The 18,086-nt window shown below is 62.0% G+C and carries 13 protein-coding genes; 10 read left to right on the top strand and 3 right to left on the bottom strand.

All coding sequences use genetic code 11. The features are described 5' to 3' along the window. Nucleotides 1–35: 35 nt before the first annotated feature. Complete coding sequence (locus P3C29_RS03980; protein WP_238535520.1) at nt 36–1,970, bottom strand: BCCT family transporter; 1,935 nt, start codon at nt 1,968–1,970, stop codon at nt 36–38. A 376-nt stretch (nt 1,971–2,346) separates the two neighbouring features. Here P3C29_RS03980 and betI point away from each other — a divergent pair, with 376 nt between their 5' ends. From betI to P3C29_RS03935, 9 genes are all read left to right on the top strand, one after another. Beyond that, complete coding sequence (betI, locus tag P3C29_RS03975) at nt 2,347–2,940, top strand: transcriptional regulator BetI (RefSeq protein WP_010167549.1); 594 nt, start codon at nt 2,347–2,349, stop codon at nt 2,938–2,940. A 109-nt stretch (nt 2,941–3,049) separates the two neighbouring features. Further along, entirely contained in the window at nt 3,050–4,522 is a 1,473-nt protein-coding gene (gene betB, locus P3C29_RS03970) for a betaine-aldehyde dehydrogenase (RefSeq protein WP_169386954.1), read from the top strand. A gap of 196 nt (nt 4,523–4,718) precedes the next feature. Further along, a complete protein-coding gene (betA, locus tag P3C29_RS03965; protein WP_010167551.1) occupies nt 4,719–6,422 on the top strand; it encodes a choline dehydrogenase in 1,704 nt (567 codons plus the stop codon). Between the two features lie 215 nt (nt 6,423–6,637). Further along, entirely contained in the window at nt 6,638–8,080 is a 1,443-nt protein-coding gene (locus tag P3C29_RS03960; protein WP_275963937.1) for a TldD/PmbA family protein, read from the top strand. After that, nucleotides 8,080–9,396 (top strand): TldD/PmbA family protein, encoded by a 1,317-nt coding sequence (locus P3C29_RS03955; protein WP_275963936.1) that lies wholly within the window; start codon nt 8,080–8,082, stop codon nt 9,394–9,396. The genes P3C29_RS03960 and P3C29_RS03955 overlap by 1 nt, the downstream gene beginning before the upstream one ends. Before the next feature lie 329 nt (nt 9,397–9,725). Continuing rightward, the gene (locus tag P3C29_RS03950) at nt 9,726–10,616 is read left to right on the top strand and encodes an alpha/beta hydrolase (RefSeq protein ID WP_201125570.1); all 891 of its coding nucleotides are present in this window, start codon (nt 9,726–9,728) and stop codon (nt 10,614–10,616) included. A 38-nt stretch (nt 10,617–10,654) separates the two neighbouring features. Further along, complete coding sequence (gene mdtD / locus P3C29_RS03945; RefSeq protein WP_003216894.1) at nt 10,655–12,082, top strand: multidrug transporter subunit MdtD; 1,428 nt, start codon at nt 10,655–10,657, stop codon at nt 12,080–12,082. 130 nt (nt 12,083–12,212) lie between these two features. Beyond that, a complete protein-coding gene (gene dbpA / locus P3C29_RS03940; protein ID WP_236260841.1) occupies nt 12,213–13,550 on the top strand; it encodes an ATP-dependent RNA helicase DbpA in 1,338 nt (445 codons plus the stop codon). A 163-nt stretch (nt 13,551–13,713) separates the two neighbouring features. Continuing rightward, complete coding sequence (locus P3C29_RS03935; protein WP_169386950.1) at nt 13,714–14,892, top strand: NAD(P)/FAD-dependent oxidoreductase; 1,179 nt, start codon at nt 13,714–13,716, stop codon at nt 14,890–14,892. Nucleotides 14,893–14,909: 17 nt separating this feature from the next. On the opposite strand, the gene P3C29_RS03930 is transcribed toward P3C29_RS03935, so the two are convergent. Then, a complete protein-coding gene (locus P3C29_RS03930; protein ID WP_158000312.1) occupies nt 14,910–15,050 on the bottom strand; it encodes a hypothetical protein in 141 nt (46 codons plus the stop codon). Here P3C29_RS03930 and yccS point away from each other — a divergent pair. After that, nucleotides 15,049–17,232, top strand: coding sequence for a YccS family putative transporter (gene yccS / locus P3C29_RS03925; protein WP_275963935.1), 2,184 nt, complete (start codon nt 15,049–15,051; stop codon nt 17,230–17,232). The two genes, P3C29_RS03930 and yccS, sit on opposite strands and share 2 nt — an antisense overlap. Nucleotides 17,233–17,320: 88 nt before the next feature. Here the strand turns inward: yccS and P3C29_RS03920 are convergent, their stop codons facing one another. Beyond that, nucleotides 17,321–18,058 (bottom strand): transporter substrate-binding domain-containing protein, encoded by a 738-nt coding sequence (locus P3C29_RS03920; protein WP_010167563.1) that lies wholly within the window; start codon nt 18,056–18,058, stop codon nt 17,321–17,323. Nucleotides 18,059–18,086 lie beyond the last annotated feature (28 nt).

Here is an 18,086-nt window from a genome sequence, read left to right as displayed (position 1 = left end):
AGCGGCGCCAGTGAAGGCACCGCTCCTTTCAACACTCAGCTATAGACACGGCCAAGGAGCTGCCGATGGCTTTCAAACTGATCGAGCACGTCCCGGGTGATCTGCTCCTGGGTGAAGCCCATCAGGTCGTATTCCTGAGGCCCGTTGTGCAGGTAAACCTCGGCGCGGTAGTAGCGCGTGCGCTCTTCTTCGGGCAAATCGTTCGGTGCCGACGAATAAGCATCCAGGCTCACCTCGTAGACAAACGGATTCCCCTCTTCCATCTCGATGCGCACACCAATGCAGCGCTTGGATTTGCCCAGCAGGGTTTGCACTTCCAGCCCCTGATCACGCAACGCAGTTGCCGCTTCTTCCAGCGCCGGCGTGACGTGCTTGTCCATAAAGCGCTGCACGGTACCCTGGCTCGGTTGCAGGTCCAGGGCGGTCAGGCGCTCGCTGAAACCACGACGGCCCCGCTCGGCCAGTTGCGCCTGTTCCAGCTCGATGGCCACGTCCTGGCGCATCGCCTTGTGCAGACCGAACATGAAGAAAATCAGCACCACCGAGAACGGCAGGCCCGCCAGCACCACCATGGTTTGCATGGCTTCAAAGTTACCGGCGAACAACAGGCCGATGGTCACCAGGGTAATCACGGCGGACCAAAAAATCCGCAGCCAGTGCGGCGCATCTTCGTCAACGTTGCCGCCCTTGCAGGAAAGGTTCGCCATCATCACCGCACCGGAATCCGCCGGGGTCAGGAACAGCACGAAGCCCACAAAGATCGACACACCGATCACGATCTTCGACGCGGGGTAATGCTCCAGCAGTTGGTAGATCGCCATGGACGGCTGTTCCAGCGCCGTCTTGCCCAACTCCACCGCACCATGGTTGACCACCAGGTCCAGGGCCGAGTTGCCGAAGATCGACAGCCACGCCAGGGTGAAGCCCAGCGGGATCAGCAGCACGCCGGCCACCAGTTCACGCACCGTGCGGCCACGGGAAATACGCGCGATGAACATGCCCACGAATGGCGCCCAGGAAATCCACCAGGCCCAGTAGAACAGAGTCCACAGGCCCATCCAGCGCTCGGTCTTGTCGGCGTCGCCTTCGTACACATACAGGTCGAAGGTTTTCAGCACGATGCCGTTCATGTAGTCGCCGATGTTCTGCACGAAGCCGTTAAGCAAGTGCAAGGTCGGGCCAAACAGCAGCACGAAAATCAGCAGGCCGCTGAACAGCACGATGTTCAGGTTGGACAGGCGGCGAATGCCGTTTTCCACACCCGACACGGCAGCGATGGTCGCCACGGTGCTCATCACGATGATCACAATCAGCAGGTTGGTGTTGCTGTGCTGCATGCCGAACAGGTTTTCCAACCCGGACGACACCTGCATCGAACCAATCCCCAGGTTCGTCACCAGGCCCAGCAGGGTCACGAACATGCCGAAGCCGTCCACTGCGTGACCGGCCGCGCCTTTCACCCAACGTTCGCCCACCAGCGGGTACAGCGCCGAGCGCAAGGCCAGCGGCTGGTTATGACGGTAGGCAAAGTACGCCACGGCCAGGCCGACCAGTGCGTAGATCGCCCAGCCGTGCAGGCCCCAATGCAGGAACGTCAGCTGCAGCGCCTGGCGCGCGGCTTCGCCGGTGGCCGACGCGCCTTCAGGCGGGTTGAAGTAGTGGTCCAGCGGCTCGGACGCGCCGAAGTACAGCAGCGAGATGCCGATGCCCGACGAGAAGAGCATGCCTGCCCACGCGCCGTAGCTGAAGTCCGGGGTGTCGTCCTTGCTGCCCAGTTTCAATTTACCGTAGGACGAAAACGCCAGGCCCACCACAAACACCAGGTAGGCGGCGATCACAACCATGTAGTACCAGCCAAAGCTTTTCGACAACCAGGCTTGGGCCACACCGAGCATCCTGCCGGCTTCCTGCGGGGCGATGATCAGAATCGCGGTCAACAACAGAATCAGCGCGGTGGAGGTGTAGAACACCCAACCGTTGACCCGCACCTTTTCTGGCGGGGTCTTTATAAGAGAGGCAGAACTCATGGCACAGATGCTCCGGGCAGTGCAGAGAAACACAAGGCAACGCATGACCCGAGCCATCGATTTTTCGGCAGTCGACGGACGGGTGTATAAAGACACCCCGAAAAACCATGAACCCACGGCGAACCGCTGTGCCGGGCTGTTTCATGGGTTTTCCCGATGTCAGGTGGCGCCACATACACGTAGGAAATACCTGTAGGCAGCGACCATTTGTCGCAGATCTTATTCTTTGTTGATTGAACGTTCAATCAAAACAAAATAGACTGGCCCACAAGCCGACGGACGTTTATCGCCCGTTGGCAGGCCTAAGGAGAGGTGCACGATGCCCAAGGTCGGTATGCAACCCATACGCCGCCAGCAGTTGATCGAAGCCACATTGACTGCGGTCGATCAGGTCGGAATGGGGGATGCCAGCATTGCGCTGATCGCCCGTCTGGCCGGTGTCTCGAATGGCATCATCAGTCACTATTTTCAGGACAAGAATGGCCTGATCGCCGCCACGATGCGGTACCTGATGAACGTCCTGATCGAGAACGTCACCGAGCGTCGGTTGGCGCTGAAAGATGACAGCCCGCGGGCTCATCTTCAGGTGATCATCGAAGGCAACTTCGACGCCAGCCAGGTCAACGGCCCGGCTATGAAAACCTGGCTGGCCTTCTGGGCCACCAGCATGCACCACCCGTCATTGCACAGGCTGCAGCGGATCAACGATCACCGTCTGTATTCCAACCTGTGCTGCCAGTTCCGCCGAGCGTTGCCGTTGTCCGAGGCACGCAGCGCAGCCCGAGGCCTGGCGGCCCTGATCGACGGTTTGTGGTTGCGCGGCGCCCTGTCGGGAGACGCTTTCGACACGGAGCAGGCGCAACGGATCGCTTACGAATACATGGATTTCCAATTGGCCAAGCAGGTGAGTTAGAGCACACATAAACGCTCAACCCCTGAACGGCTGCCGGCCGGTGTTGCCAGAACCTTATGGCCCACCTTCGGCGGTTAACGCCAACCACTTATGCACTTGCGAGGACTTTATGGCCCGTTTCGAACTGCAAAAACTCTACATTGACGGCGGCTACTCCGACGCTGGCAGCGATGCCACTTTCGAAGCCATCAACCCGGCTAACGGTGAAGTTCTCGCCAACGTGCAACGCGCCACTAAAGAAGACGTTGAGCGCGCTGTGGTCAGCGCCGAAAAGGGCCAGAAAATCTGGGCCGCCATGACCGCCATGGAGCGTTCGCGCATCCTGCGTCGTGCCGTTGAAATCCTGCGTGAGCGCAACGACGAACTGGCCGCCCTGGAAACCCTGGACACCGGCAAGCCGTACTCCGAAACCCAATACGTCGACATCGTCACCGGCGCCGACGTGCTGGAATACTACGCAGGCCTGGTGCCCGCCATCGAAGGCGAGCAGATCCCACTGCGCACGACTTCGTTCGTCTACACCCGTCGCGAGCCGCTGGGCGTCGTCGCCGGTATCGGTGCGTGGAACTATCCGATCCAGATCGCCCTGTGGAAATCCGCACCGGCCCTGGCCGCGGGCAACGCGATGATCTTCAAGCCAAGCGAAGTCACCTCGCTGACCACCCTGAAACTGGCTGAAATCTACACCGCCGCCGGCGTTCCGGATGGCGTGTTCAACGTCCTGACCGGCAGCGGCCGTGAAGTCGGCACCTGGCTGACCGAGCACCCGCGCATCGAGAAAGTCTCCTTCACCGGCGGCACCGACACCGGCAAGAAAGTCATGGCCAGCGCTTCGAGCTCTTCGCTCAAAGAAGTCACCATGGAACTGGGCGGCAAATCCCCGCTGATCATTTTCGACGACGCCGACCTCGATCGCGCCGCCGACATCGCGATGATGGCCAACTTCTACAGCTCGGGCCAGGTCTGCACCAACGGCACGCGCGTGTTCGTTCCGACCGCCCTCAAAGGCGCGTTCGAAGCCAAGATCGCCGAGCGTGTTGCGCGCATCCGCGTCGGCAACCCGGAAGATGAAAACACCAACTTCGGCCCGCTGGTCAGCTTCGCCCACATGGAAAGCGTGCTCGGCTACATCGCCAAGGGCAAGGAAGAAGGCGCCCGCCTGCTGTGCGGCGGCGACCGTCTGACCGACGGCGAATTCGCCAAGGGTGCCTACGTTGCACCGACCGTGTTCACCGACTGCACCGACGACATGACCATCGTTCGTGAAGAAATCTTCGGCCCGGTGATGAGCATCCTCACCTACGACACCGAAGAAGAAGTGATCCGCCGCGCCAACGACACCGACTTCGGCCTGGCCGCTGGCCTGGTAACCAAGGACCTGAACCGCGCTCACCGCGTGATTCATCAGCTGGAAGCCGGTATCTGCTGGATCAACGCCTGGGGCGAGTCCGACGCGAAGATGCCGGTTGGCGGCTACAAGCAGTCGGGCGTGGGCCGTGAAAACGGGATCAGCTCGCTGAACAACTTCACTCGCATCAAATCGGTACAGGTTGAGCTGGGCGACTACGCCTCGGTGTTCTAACCCCCGATTTAGTCTGGTATGGCCCCTGTGGCGAGGGAGCTTGCTCCCGTTGGGCTGCGCGGCAGCCCCATCCCAGGCACTGCAGTTCTTTCAGACAGAACTCGATCGCTGATTTTGCGACTGCTACGCAGTCGAGCGGGAGCAAGCTCCCTCGCCACAAAAGCAGCCTGAACCGAATTTTATGAGGGTGCATTTAATGTCCCAAGAATACGACTACATCATTGTGGGTGCCGGCTCCGCCGGTAACACCCTGGCGACCCGTCTGACCGAAGACGAAGGCGTCACCGTCCTGCTGCTGGAAGCCGGCGGCCCGGACTACCGTTTCGATTTCCGTACCCAGATGCCAGCCGCCCTGGCGTTCCCGCTGCAAGGCCGTCGCTATAACTGGGCCTACGAAACCGACCCAGAGCCACACATGGACGGCCGCCGTATGGAATGCGGTCGCGGCAAGGGCCTCGGCGGCTCCTCGCTGATCAACGGCATGTGCTACATCCGCGGCAACGCGATGGACTACGACAACTGGTCGAAACTGCCAGGCCTGGAAGACTGGACCTACCTGGACTGCCTGCCGTATTTCCGTAAAGCGGAAACCCGCGACATCGGCCCGAACGACTACCACGGTGGCGAAGGCCCGGTCAGCGTGACCACGCCAAAAGCCGGCAACAACCCGCTGTTCCACGCGATGGTTGAAGCAGGCGTACAGGCCGGTTACCCGCGCACCGAAGACTTGAACGGCTACCAGCAGGAAGGCTTCGGCCCGATGGACCGTACCGTGACGCCGAACGGCCGTCGCGCCAGCACCGCTCGCGGTTACCTGGACACGGCCAAGAAGCGCTCGACGCTGACCATCGTCACCCACGCCCTGACCGACAAAGTACTGTTCGAAGGCAAGCGTGCCGTCGGTGTTCGCTACCTGATCGGTGCTGCCGAAGAACGCGTTGAAGCCCGTGCCCGCAAGGAAGTCCTGGTGTGCAGCGGCGCAATCGCTTCGCCGCAACTGCTGCAACGCTCCGGCGTTGGCCCGGCGAAACTGCTGGAAAGCCTCGACATCCCGGTGGTCCACGACCTGCCTGGCGTCGGCGAAAACCTGCAGGACCACCTTGAGCTGTACCTGCAATACGCCTGCACCCAACCGGTGTCGCTGTACCCGTCGCTGCTCTGGTACAACCAGCCGGCTATCGGTGCCGAGTGGCTGTTCAACGGTACCGGGATTGGCGCCAGCAACCAGTTCGAAGCGGGCGGCTTCATCCGTACCCGTGAAGAATTCGATTGGCCGAACATCCAGTACCACTTCCTGCCGGTAGCGATTAACTACAACGGCAGCAACGGTGTGAAAGAGCACGGTTTCCAGGCGCACATGGGCTCCATGCGTTCGCCGAGCCGTGGCCGTATCCAGCTGAAGTCGAAGAACCCGCGGGACTACCCGAGCATCCTCTTCAACTACATGGCCACCGAGCAGGACTGGCAGGAATTCCGCGACGGCATCCGCCTGACCCGTGAAATCATGCAGCAGCCGGCGCTCGACCAGTACCGTGGCCGCGAAATCAGCCCGGGCATCGACGTACAGACCGACGAGCAACTGGATAAATTTATCCGTGAGCACGCCGAGACCGCGTTCCACCCATCCTGCTCGTGCAAGATGGGCACCGACGAGATGGCCGTGGTTGATGCTGAAGGCCGTGTGCATGGCATGCAGGGTCTGCGTGTGGTGGATGCGTCGATCATGCCGATCATCACTACCGGCAACCTGAACGCGCCGACGATCATGATCGCCGAGAAAATCGCCGACAAGATCCGTGGTCGTAAGCCACTGCCGCGCAGCACTGCGGATTACTACGTAGCGGGCGATGCGCCAGTGCGTGGCAAGCCGATGCGTGAAGTGGGTCCGACTGCGCAGTAACTGATACACCGCGGTGCCTGCATCGCAGGCAAGCCAGCTCCCACATTTGACCTCGTTCGCCAGAACAACTCGGTCACATGTGGGAGCCGGGCTTGCCCGCGATGAGGCCCGACCAGACACTGCAAAACCCCTCTCCTACACTTTCCTTGATCAGCTCCCAGCCCAGGCCTACTCTGTTTGCCTGCCCGCGCCGAGCCGCCCACAAGGAAGGCCCCATGTTCGACCACCACGCCACACTCAAAAAGCAGTTCAGTGCCCTGCGCACCACTGCCGAATTCTTCTCCCTGCGCTATGTCCGCGAGTCCGGCCAGTACCTGTCGGTACGCAAGAACGTCGCCGAGCCGCCGCACCTGAGCCAGGACGAAGGCGCGATGCTCACCGTGCGCCTCAACGGCGTCGAAGCCTACGCCGCCACCCACGACATTTCCCTGCCCGGCCTGCAAGCCGCCCTTGAGCGAGCCGAACTGCAAGCCCGGTTGATCAAGCCCCACGCCCTGCTCGACCTGCGCGACCAGCCGGTGTCCAGCGACATCGCCGATTACCTGTCGCCGAACCTCGACCAGCCCTTCCCGTCCCTGAGCGACTGCTACCAATTGCTGGGCGCCGAATCCGCCGCCGTGCCCAAGGACGAGCGCCTGGTGAACTGGGAAGTCAGCCTGGGCACCACCCATGTCGAACAGATCTACCTCAACAGCGCCGGTGCCGAGCTGCGCCAGGCCCAGCGTTTTGTGTTCCCCGGCGTGAACGTCACGGCCTACGACGGCAACGACAGCCAGACCCGTACCCTGGGCGGCACCAACTTTGGCCAGCAAGGCGGGTTTGACGTGATCAGCCGCTTTGGCCTGATAGGCGCCGCACCGCAGATTGCCGATCAGGCGCTGCAACTGTTGCTGGCACCAAATACGCCGCAAGGGCCGCGTGACCTGCTGCTGATGCCTGACCAGATGATCCTGCAGATCCACGAATCCATCGGCCACCCGCTGGAACTGGACCGCATCCTCGGCGACGAGCGCAATTACGCCGGCACCAGCTTCGTCAAGGCCAGCGACTTCGGCCACCTGCAATACGGCTCCAACCTGCTCAACGTGACCTTCGACCCGGACATTCCCGAGCAACTCGCCAGCTACGGGCACGACGACGACGGCACCCGCGCCAGCAAACAATTCCTGATCCGCGAAGGCCTGCTGCTCAAGCCATTGGGCGGTGCGTTGTCGCAATACCGCTCCGGCATGGGCGGCGTCGCCAACAGCCGCGCTTGCAGCTGGAACCGCGCGCCCATCGACCGCATGGCCAACCTGAACATCGAGGCCGGCGACCAGAACATGGCGCAACTGATTGGCGGTATCGAGAACGGCATCCTGATGTCCACCAACCGTTCGTGGTCGATTGACGACGCGCGCAACAAATTCCAGTTCGGCTGCGAGTGGGGCCAGTTGATTGAAAACGGCGAACTCAAAGGCGTGGTGAAGAACCCCAACTACCGGGCGATTTCCGCGCAGTTCTGGCGCAACCTAAGCGCCGTTGGCGACGCCAGTACCTTCAAGGTGCTGGGCACGCCGAACTGCGGCAAGGGCGAACCCAACCAGGTGATCCGCGTCGGCCATGCGTCGCCGGCCTGTGTGTTCAGCAACGTGGATGTATTCGGGGGAGACGCCTGATGAACAATTTCAAAGCCCTGGTGGACTGGCTCAAACAGGCCATCACCGACAGCGAACAATTCCACCTCGGTTACGCCGACGAGTCTTCCGAATTTGTGCGCTTCAACCACGGCAAAGTGCGCCAGGCCGGCCAGGTGCAACAGGCCAGCCTGAACCTGAAGCTGATCGATGACGGGCGCCACGCCGACCTCGGCATCACCCTGGCAGGCGAGCCTGAGCTGGACCGCCAGCGCCTCGCCGACGGCCTGCAACAACTGCGCGAGACCCTGCCGTTGTTGCCGCAGGACCCGTACCTGCTGCTCAACCACAACGCCTGGCAGAACAAGGATCAGCAAGACCGACCACTGCCGGACCTGGCTCAGGTGCTGGAAGCAATCAGCGTGGCGGCTGAAGGCGTGGACATGGTTGGCTTCTACGCCGCCGGCCCTATCAGCCGTGGCTTTGCCAGTTCATCAGGCGCCTTCGGCTGGCACCAGGCCAACAGTTTCAACTTCGACTTCAGCCTGTTCCACGCCAACGGTGAAGCGGTGAAAGCCAGCTACGCCGGTAACGATTGGGACAGCACGGCCTTCGCCCAACGCTTCCAGCAGGCCCGCGAGCAACTGGAGTTCCTCGGTCGCCCGCTGCACCCGCTGGCACCGGGGCAATACCGCGCCTACCTGGCTCCGGCGGCCATGGAAGAAATCATCAGCATGCTGACCTGGGGCGGTTTTTCCGCCCAGGCCATCGCCAGCAAGGGCAGCCCGTTGCAGCGCCTGTATGCCGGCGATCAAGCCTTGAGCCCGCTGGTGACGGTGGACGAACAGGTCAGCGGCTCCCTGAGTTCGGCGTTTTCCCGCGATGGCTATCCACGCAGCGACGTGAAGCTGATCAGCGGCGGCAAGGCCGAAGGCCAACTGGTGAACTCCCGCAGCGCCGCCGAGTACGGCCTGAGCACCAACGGTGCCAGCAGCGATGAGTCCCCCAGCGCGTTGCAGATGGCGGCGGGCAGCCTGGCCCAGGCCGATATCCTCAAGCAATTGGGCACCGGCTTGTACATCAGCAACCTGTGGTACCTGAACTACTCCGACCAGCCCGCCGCGCGCCTGACCGGCATGACCCGCTTCGCCACGTTCTGGGTCGAAGACGGCGAGATCAAGGCGCCGGTCAGCACCATGCGTTTTGATGACAGCGTGTACAGCCTGCTGGGCTCGCAACTCGAAGCGTTGACCGCTGATCGGGAATTGCTGCTGTCGGCGAGTACGTACAGCCAGCGCAACACCTCGTCCAACCTATTACCGGGCGCATTGGTAAAACGGCTGACCCTGACCTTGTAAACAACGCAAAGCCCATGTGGGAGCGGGCTTGCCCGCGATAACGGTGTATCAGTACCAGATGTGCTAAATGACACTGCGCTATCGCAGGCAAGCCAGCTCCCACATTTGATTGCATTCCACATCTAGATTCGCTTCAGCCTCAAAACCCCACTCCAGACACCTGGTCGTCCGGCCAGTTGTCGCTCGCGAGAAACCTCGTTATAAAGGTTGGTGGCACCTAGCCACGTCCGCGCGGTAAAAAAACTCAAACAACACCCCGCCGTCCTCAACCCACTTGTACGCAAGTGATGCACGACCTTGCCCGGGATAGGGCAAGCTGGAGCGTTGACATGAACCATGGAAGTTTTGTCATTGAGAAGCTGTTCAAGCACTACAACGTTCACGTAGAGCAGTTGGGTAACCACCCCGAGAAAAAAACCGTGCTGTTGGTCAATGGCGCGCTGTCCACCACCCGCTCGTTTGCCCGCACCAGCAAGTGCCTGTCCGAGCACTTCAATGTGCTGATGTTCGACTTGCCGTTCTCCGGCTATTCGCGCCCGCACAACACCGACCTCGACCTGGTGACCAAGGACGATGAAGTGCAGATCCTGCGGGCACTGGTGGAGCGCTTTCAGGTCAACCATCTCGTGTCTGCCTCGTGGGGCGGGATTTCCACGCTGCTGACCCTGGCCCATAACCCGCCGTCCATTGAAAGCTCGGTGGTGATGGCGCTGGCGCCCAACCTCAACCAGGCCATGCTTGAATACGTAGAGCGGGTGCGGGTGCTGATCGAGGCCGATGACAAGTCCGCCGTCGGCCATCTACTGAATGAAACCGTCGGCAAGTATTTGTCGCCGCGGCTCAAGCGCAATAACCACCGGCACCTGTCGACCATGGCCACCACGGAGTATCGCCAGGCGCGCTTCCATATCCATCAGGTGCTGGCGCTGGGTGACGGCAACTACCTGCCGCAATTGACCCGGATCGAAACCCCTGTGCACTTCCTCAACGGCGTCCTGGACGAGTACACCCCGGCAGACGAAGCGCAACTGTTCAAAAAATACGTGGGGCGCAGCAGCTTCGCCACCGCCGAACACACCGGCCATTTGCTCGATCTGGAATCCCGCGAAGCGGCACTGGCAGTGCACCGGGCGCTGCTCGATTTCCTGGTGGGCAAGCACGTGGCGTTGTCAGATATAGACGAAGCGCCAGTGGGAAAAGGAGCTGCCGATAGCGCATAATCGCCAACACATAGGCTGCTAACAAAAAAAGGTAACTCATGCCGAATCGCGCCCCTCTCGATGCCAAGACCGCCCGCTGGCTACCCTGGGTGGTAGCGATTGCCTTCTTCATGCAGTCGCTGGATGGGACGATTCTCAACACCGCCTTGCCGGCCATGGCCCGGGACCTGGCGGAGAACCCCTTGCGCATGCAAGGCGTAGTGATCGCCTACATGCTCACGGTGGCCTTGCTGATTCCCGCCTCGGGTTGGGTGGCCGACCGCTTCGGCACCAAGAAGATTTTCTTCGGCGCGATCATGCTGTTCAGCATCGGTTCGTTGCTTTGCGCACTCTCCAGCACGCTGACCATGCTGGTGGGCGCGCGGGTGATCCAGGGCCTCGGCGGTGCCTTGATGCTGCCGGTGGGCAGGCTGGTGGTGCTGCGCGCCTACCCGCGTTCGGAGCTGGTGCGGATCATGGGCTTCATCACCATTCCCGGGCTGCTCGGCCCGTTGCTCGGCCCGACCATGGGCGGCTGGATGGTGCAATACCTGACCTGGCACTGGATCTTCCTGATCAACCTGCCGGTGGGCATCATCGGCTGCTACGCCGTGTGGAAATTCATTCCCGACCTGCGCGGCAGCGAACGTACACGGTTCGACGGCGTGGGCTTCCTGCTGTTCGGCGCGGCGATGGTGCTGATCACCATCGCCATGGAAGGCCTCGGCGAATTGCACCTGCCGCACCTGCGGGTGATGTTGCTGCTGTTCGGCGGCCTCGCGTGCCTGGCGGCCTATTGGCTGCGGGCCGGGCATATCGATAACCCGCTGTTCTCGCCGGTGCTGTTCAAGACCCGGACCTTCGCCGTGGGCATCCTCGGCAACCTGTTCGCCCGCCTCGGCAGCGGTGCGTTGCCGTTCCTGGTGCCGCTGCTGTTGCAGGTGGCGCTGGGTTACTCACCGTCCGAAGCCGGGATGAGCATGCTGCCCCTGGCGGCGGCGGCGATGTTTGCCAAGTCCATCGCCCGGCCGCTGATCGAACGCCTGGGCTACCGCGTGGTGCTGACCGGCAACACCCTGGCGCTGGGCATCATGCTGGCGAGCATGGGCCTGGTCAGCGAACACACGCCCTACCCGCTGCTGCTGAGCATGCTGGCGATCCTCGGGGCGATCAACTCGCTGCAATTCACCGCGATGAACACCGTGACCCTGATCGACCTCGACGACGCCCAGGCCAGCAGCGGCAACAGTTTGCTGTCGGTGGTGGCGCAGTTGTCCCTGAGCCTCGGGGTGGCCTGCGCCGGTGCGCTGCTGGGTGGTTTCACCGCAGAAGTGGGCAACGATGGGGTCGACACCGTGCTCGGCGCGTTCCAGCTGACGTTCGTTACCGTGGGCATCATGGCGATGCTGGCGGCGGCGATCTTCCTGCAACTGTCGCCAAAAGACGGCAAACGCGTGGTCAGCCGCGAGCACGACATCGAGCATTAACAGGCTTCTCGTCTAGAACTTGCAGGGAAAATCCTTCGGGACTGGTACACTGCGCGACATTTTGTTTTGCAGAGCCAGTCCCGTGACTACCATCGCCACCGCTTTTAATACTTTGCCGCTCTCCGCCGCCATGCTGGCTAACCTCGACTCTCTGGGTTATGTCGAGATGACGCAGATCCAGGCGCAAAGCTTGCCGGTGATCCTCAAAGGGCTGGACCTGATCGCCCAGGCCAAGACCGGCAGCGGCAAGACCGCGGCCTTCGGCATCGGCCTGCTGAACCCGATCAACCCGCGCTACTTCGGCTGCCAGGCCCTGGTGATGTGCCCGACCCGCGAGCTGGCTGACCAGGTTGCCAAGGAAATCCGTCGCCTGGCCCGCGCCGAAGACAACATCAAGGTGCTGACCCTGTGCGGCGGCGTGTCCCTCGGCCCACAGATCGCTTCCCTGGAGCACGGCGCCCACGTCATCGTCGGCACTCCGGGCCGCATCCAGCAGCACCTGCGCAAGGGTTCGCTGGTGCTGGACGGCTTGAACACGCTGATCCTCGATGAAGCCGACCGCATGCTCGACATGGGCTTCTACGACGCCATCGAAGACATCATCAGCAAGACCCCGGCCCGCCGCCAGACCCTGCTGTTCTCGGCCACCTACCCGGTGAGCATCAAGCAGTTGGCCTCGAAATTCATGCGCGCGCCGCAGCAGGTCAAGGCCGAAGCGTTCCACTCGGACGACCAGATCGAGCAGCGTTTCTACGAGATTTCCCCGGAAGAGCGCATGGACGCGGTGACCAAGGTCCTGGCGCATTTCCGTCCGGCGTCTTGCGTAGCGTTCTGCTTTACCAAGCAGCAAGTGCAGGAAACCGTCGACCACCTGACCGCCAAAGGCATTTCCGCCGTCGGCCTGCATGGCGACCTGGAACAGCGCGACCGTGACCAGGTGCTGGCGATGTTCGCCAACCGCAGTACTTCGGTACTGGTCGCCACCGACGTTGCTGCCCGTGGCCTGGACATTGATGCACTGGACATGGTGATCAACGTCGAACTGGCCCGCGACTCGGAAATCCACATTCACCGCGTGGGCCGTACCGGCCGTGCCGGTGAGACCGGTATCGCGATCAGCCTGGTTGCACCGTCCGAAGCCCACCGCGCCCAGGCCATCGAGCAGTTGCAGAAGTCGCCGCTGAACTGGGACCAACTGGACAACCTCAAGCCTCAGAGCGGCGGCCCATTGCTGCCGGTGATGAGCACCCTGTGCATTGCCGCCGGCCGTAAAGACAAGGTCCGCCCGGGTGACATCCTTGGCGCATTGACCGGTGAAGCCGGGATTCCGGGGGCCCAGGTCGGCAAGATCGCGATCTTTGATTTCCAGGCGTTCGTGGCCGTGGAACGCGGGATCGCCAAGCAGGCGCTGCAGCGCTTGAATGACGGCAAGATCAAAGGCCGTTCGTTGCGTGTGCGCATCCTGTAAAAACACCGCGTTCCTGTTGAAGGAACCGAATCAATGTGGGAGCTGGCTTGCCTGCGATAGCATCAACTCGATCTGACAGACAGACCGAGTCAGCTGCATCGCAGGCAAGCCAGCTCCCACATTTGATTGCATTTCAGATCAATATTTTTGTGAGGACATGGCTGTGCGCTCGACCGAAGTTGTGATCATTGGCGCCGGCGCCGCAGGCTTGATGTGTGCGCTGACCGCCGCCGGGCGTGGGCGCAAGGTGATGTTGATCGACCACGCGAACAAGGCCGGCAAAAAGATCCTGATGTCCGGCGGTGGCCGCTGCAATTTCACCAATATGTACACCGAGCCGGCCAACTTCCTGTCCCACAACGCGCACTTCTGCAAGTCCGCCCTGGCCCGCTACACCCAGTGGGATTTCATCGGGCTGGTGGCCAAGCACGGCGTGCCGTACCACGAGAAAAAACTCGGCCAACTGTTTTGCGACAACAAGTCCAGCGACATCCTCGGGATGCTGCTGGATGAGTGCATCCAGGTGGGCGTGAGCATGCACCTGGACACCTCGGTGCAGGAAATTGCCAAGGTCGACAGCGGCTATCAGTTGCAAACCACCCTCGGTGAGCTGCGTTGCGAATCGCTGGTGATCGCCACCGGCGGGCTGTCGATTCCGACCCTGGGCGCCACCGGTTTTGGTTACCAGGTGGCCAGGCAGTTCGGCCATGAACTGCTGCCAACCCGCGCCGGGCTGGTACCGTTCACCATCACCGACCAGCTCAAGGAGTTGTGCGGCGAGCTGTCCGGTACTTCCGTGGACTGCCTGGTGAGCTGCAACGACCAGAGCTTTCGCGAGAACATCCTGTTTACCCACCGCGGCCTGAGCGGGCCGGCGATCCTGCAGATTTCCTCGTACTGGGAACCCGGCGACACCGTGGAAATCAACCTGCTGCCCGACCACGACGCCCACGCCTGGCTGCAGGAGCAACAGGTGGAGCGCCCGAACAGCGAGTTGAAAACCCTGCTGGGTGAGATCTTCACCAAGAAGATGGCCAACCTGCTGGCCGAAACCTGGTTCGTTTCCAAGCCGATGAAGCAGTACACCCATGCCGAGATTGCCGACATAGCCGGCAAACTGGGGAGCTGGCAGCTGGTACCGGCGGGCACTGAAGGCTATCGCACCGCCGAGGTCACCCTGGGTGGGGTAGACACGCGGGAAGTCTCGTCCAAGACCATGGAGTCGCTGAAAAGCCCCGGTTTGTACTTCATCGGGGAAGTGTTGGATGTGACCGGTCACCTGGGTGGGTTCAACTTCCAGTGGGCGTGGGCTTCCGGGTATGCAGCCGCTCAATTTGCCTGATTCAGGGATGTACTCGGTCAAACGGTGGGAGCTGGCTTGAGGTGTTCTTGAGAGAATGCCTGTAATAAATTTTGCTGTTGGATGTGATCGCCACGCTTGCCGTGGCGTCCTTGATAGCTCAATTTAGCGGCATCGTCCCGGAAGACCCCAGACTTCATGTCATCGACCTCCTTCAAGCAGTCCATGCGGCGCCTTTGGGCACTGGACAAGTTCAGTTACAGCGTACGGGTATTCATCGCCCTGACCGGCAGCATGGCGCTGTGCTGGTACCAAAATGAAATGGCGCTGCTGATCCCGTTGTTCCTGGGAATTATCGCGAGCGCCCTGGCCGAGACCGATGACAACTGGCAAGGCCGGCTCAACGCCCTGGCCGTGACACTGGTGTGCTTCAGCACCGCCGCACTCTCCGTCGAACTGCTGTTTCCCTATCCCTGGATCTTCGCGATTTTCCTCGCGCTCTCCAGCTTCGGCCTGACCATGCTCGGTGCGCTGGGCGAGCGCTATGGGGCGATTGCGTCGGCCACCCTGATTCTCTCGGTCTACACCATGATCGGGGTGGACCAGCGCGGCGGCGCGGTCACTGACTTCTGGCATGAGCCCTTGCTGCTGGTGGCCGGTGCCGCGTGGTACGGCGTGCTGTCGGTGTTGTGGCAGCTGCTGTTTTCCAACCAGCCGGTGCAGCAGAGCCTGGCTCGGTTGTTTCGCGAGCTGGGGCGCTACCTCAAGCTCAAGTCGTCGCTGTTCGAGCCGATCCGCCAGCTGGATGTGGAAGCGCGGCGCCTGGAACTGGCGCAGCAAAATGGCCGGGTAGTGGCGGCGCTGAACGCCGCCAAGGAAATCATCCTGCACCGGGTCGGCAACGGTCGCCCGGGCTCCAAGGTCAGCCGCTACCTCAAGCTGTACTTCCTGGCCCAGGACATCCACGAACGGGCCAGTTCCTCGCATTACCCTTACAACGCCCTCGCCGAAGCCTTCTTCCACAGCGACGTGCTGTTCCGCTGCCAGCGCCTGCTGCGCCAGCAAGGCAAGGCCTGCCAGACCCTCGCCGAATCGATCCAGATGCGCCAGCCCTTCGTCTATGACGACAGCTTCGCCGAAGCCCTGAGCGACCTGAATGCCTCCCTGGAACACCTGCGCATCCAGAGCAACCCGGCCTGGCGCGGCCTGCTGCGCTCCCTGCGCGCCCTGGCGGCCAACCTGTCGACCCTGGACCGCCTGCTGGGCGACGCCGCCAACCCCGACAGCCTGGCGGATGCCACCGACAGCAGCCTGCTGGACCGTGCACCGCGCAACCTCAAGGAAATGTGGACACGCCTGCGCACGCAACTGACGCCGACGTCCTTGCTGTTCCGCCACGCCCTGCGCCTGCCCCTGGCGCTGAGTATCGGCTACTGGATGGTGCACTTGATTCACCCGTCCCAGGGCTACTGGATCATCCTCACCACCTTGTTCGTGTGCCAGCCGAACTACGGCGCCACCCGTCGCAAGTTGGGCCAGCGGATCATCGGCACCGCCATCGGCCTGACCATCGCCTGGGCGCTGTTCGACCTGTTCCCCAACCCGCTGATCCAGTCGATGTTCGCCATCGCCGCCGGCCTGGTGTTCTTTATCAACCGCACCACCCGCTACACCCTGGCGACCGCGGCGATCACGCTGATGGTGCTGTTCTGCTTCAACCAGGTGGGCGACGGCTACGGGCTGTTCCTGCCACGCTTGTTCGATACGTTGCTCGGCAGCCTGATCGCCGGGCTGGCGGTGTTCCTGTTCCTGCCGGACTGGCAGGGCCGACGCCTGAACAAGGTGCTGGCCAACACCCTGACCTGCAACAGCATCTACCTGCGCCAGATCATGCAGCAATACGCCGCCGGCAAAAGCGACGACCTGGCTTACCGCCTGGCCCGGCGCAACGCCCACAACGCCGACGCGGCGCTGTCCACCACCCTGGCCAACATGCTGATGGAGCCGGGGCATTTCCGTAAGGAAGCGGATGTGGGGTTCAGGTTCCTGGTGCTGTCCCACACCCTGCTCAGCTACCTCTCGGGCCTCGGTGCACACCGTGAAACCCAACTGCCGGCCGAAGTTCGCGAGCACCTGATCGACGGCGCCGGGAAGACGCTGGCGGCGAGCATTGACGAAATCGCCACGGGGCTGGCCAACAAGCAGCCGATCGCGATCCAGAGTGATGCGGAAGAAGCGTTGGCGGTGGACCTGGAGCAGATGCCGGATGAGATCGACGAGGGGCAGCGGCTGGTGCAGACGCAACTGGCGTTGATCTGCCGGCAATTGGGGCCGTTGCGCACACTGGCGGCTCACCTGATCAAAGATACCGGCGCGGATTAAACCGCTATCGCGGGCAAGCCCGGCTCCCACAGTTGACCGAGTACTCCTGTGGGAGCCGGGCTTGCCCGCGATGGGGCCCTCCAAAACACTACATCCCGTGCTGCTTCATCAACCGCGCATAACTGCCATCCGCTTTCATTTTCGCGATCTCCCGATCAAACCCGGCGACGATCTGCTCGTGTTGCGGGTTTTTCAGGCTCACCAGAATGTGCAGGCTGTTTTCGCTCAGCGGCACCGGCAAAAACTCCACCGCGTTGCGTACGGTGGCGGACTCCCGGGCCAGGTAGTAACGGGCGACAAATTCATCCTCCACCGTCAGCCGCACCCGCTGCGCCGCCAGCATGCGCACCGCCATGGCAAAGCTATGCACAGGGACTTTCTGCAACTGCGGATCGGCGTCGAACGCGGCCGAATAGGCATACCCGCGCACCACTGCGATGGGATAGTCGTGAAGTTGTTGCAGGTTCTGGAACTCGATGGGATCGTCACGCCGCTTTAGAAACAACACCCTATTGAGCAGGTATTCACCGGAAAACTGCCCCAACTGGGTCCGCGCGTCGTCGTACCAGGCGTTGACCAGCACATCATAACGCCCGTCACCCACTCCCATCAGCGCCCGGGCCCAGGGTACCTGCTCAAACTGACTGGCGTAGCCCGCGCGGGCCAGGGCGGTGGTCACGATGTCGGTGGCCAACCCGCCATTGATCAGGGTGGCGTCGGTAAACGGCGGCCAGGCATCCGCCACCAGGCGCAAACGCTCTGCTGCCGCCGTCTGGGCCAGCAACAACAAACCGATCAAAGCAACGGCACGAGAAAATCGCGGCATGCTCAAGTCCTTGGCGGGCGTTCTATGG

Source organism: Pseudomonas sp. 1912-s, assembly GCF_029269205.1.
Taxonomy (GTDB): Bacteria; Pseudomonadota; Gammaproteobacteria; order Pseudomonadales; family Pseudomonadaceae; genus Aquipseudomonas.
The sequence above is the reverse complement of the archived record's forward strand: the minus strand, read 5'-3'. Positions and strand labels throughout refer to the sequence as shown.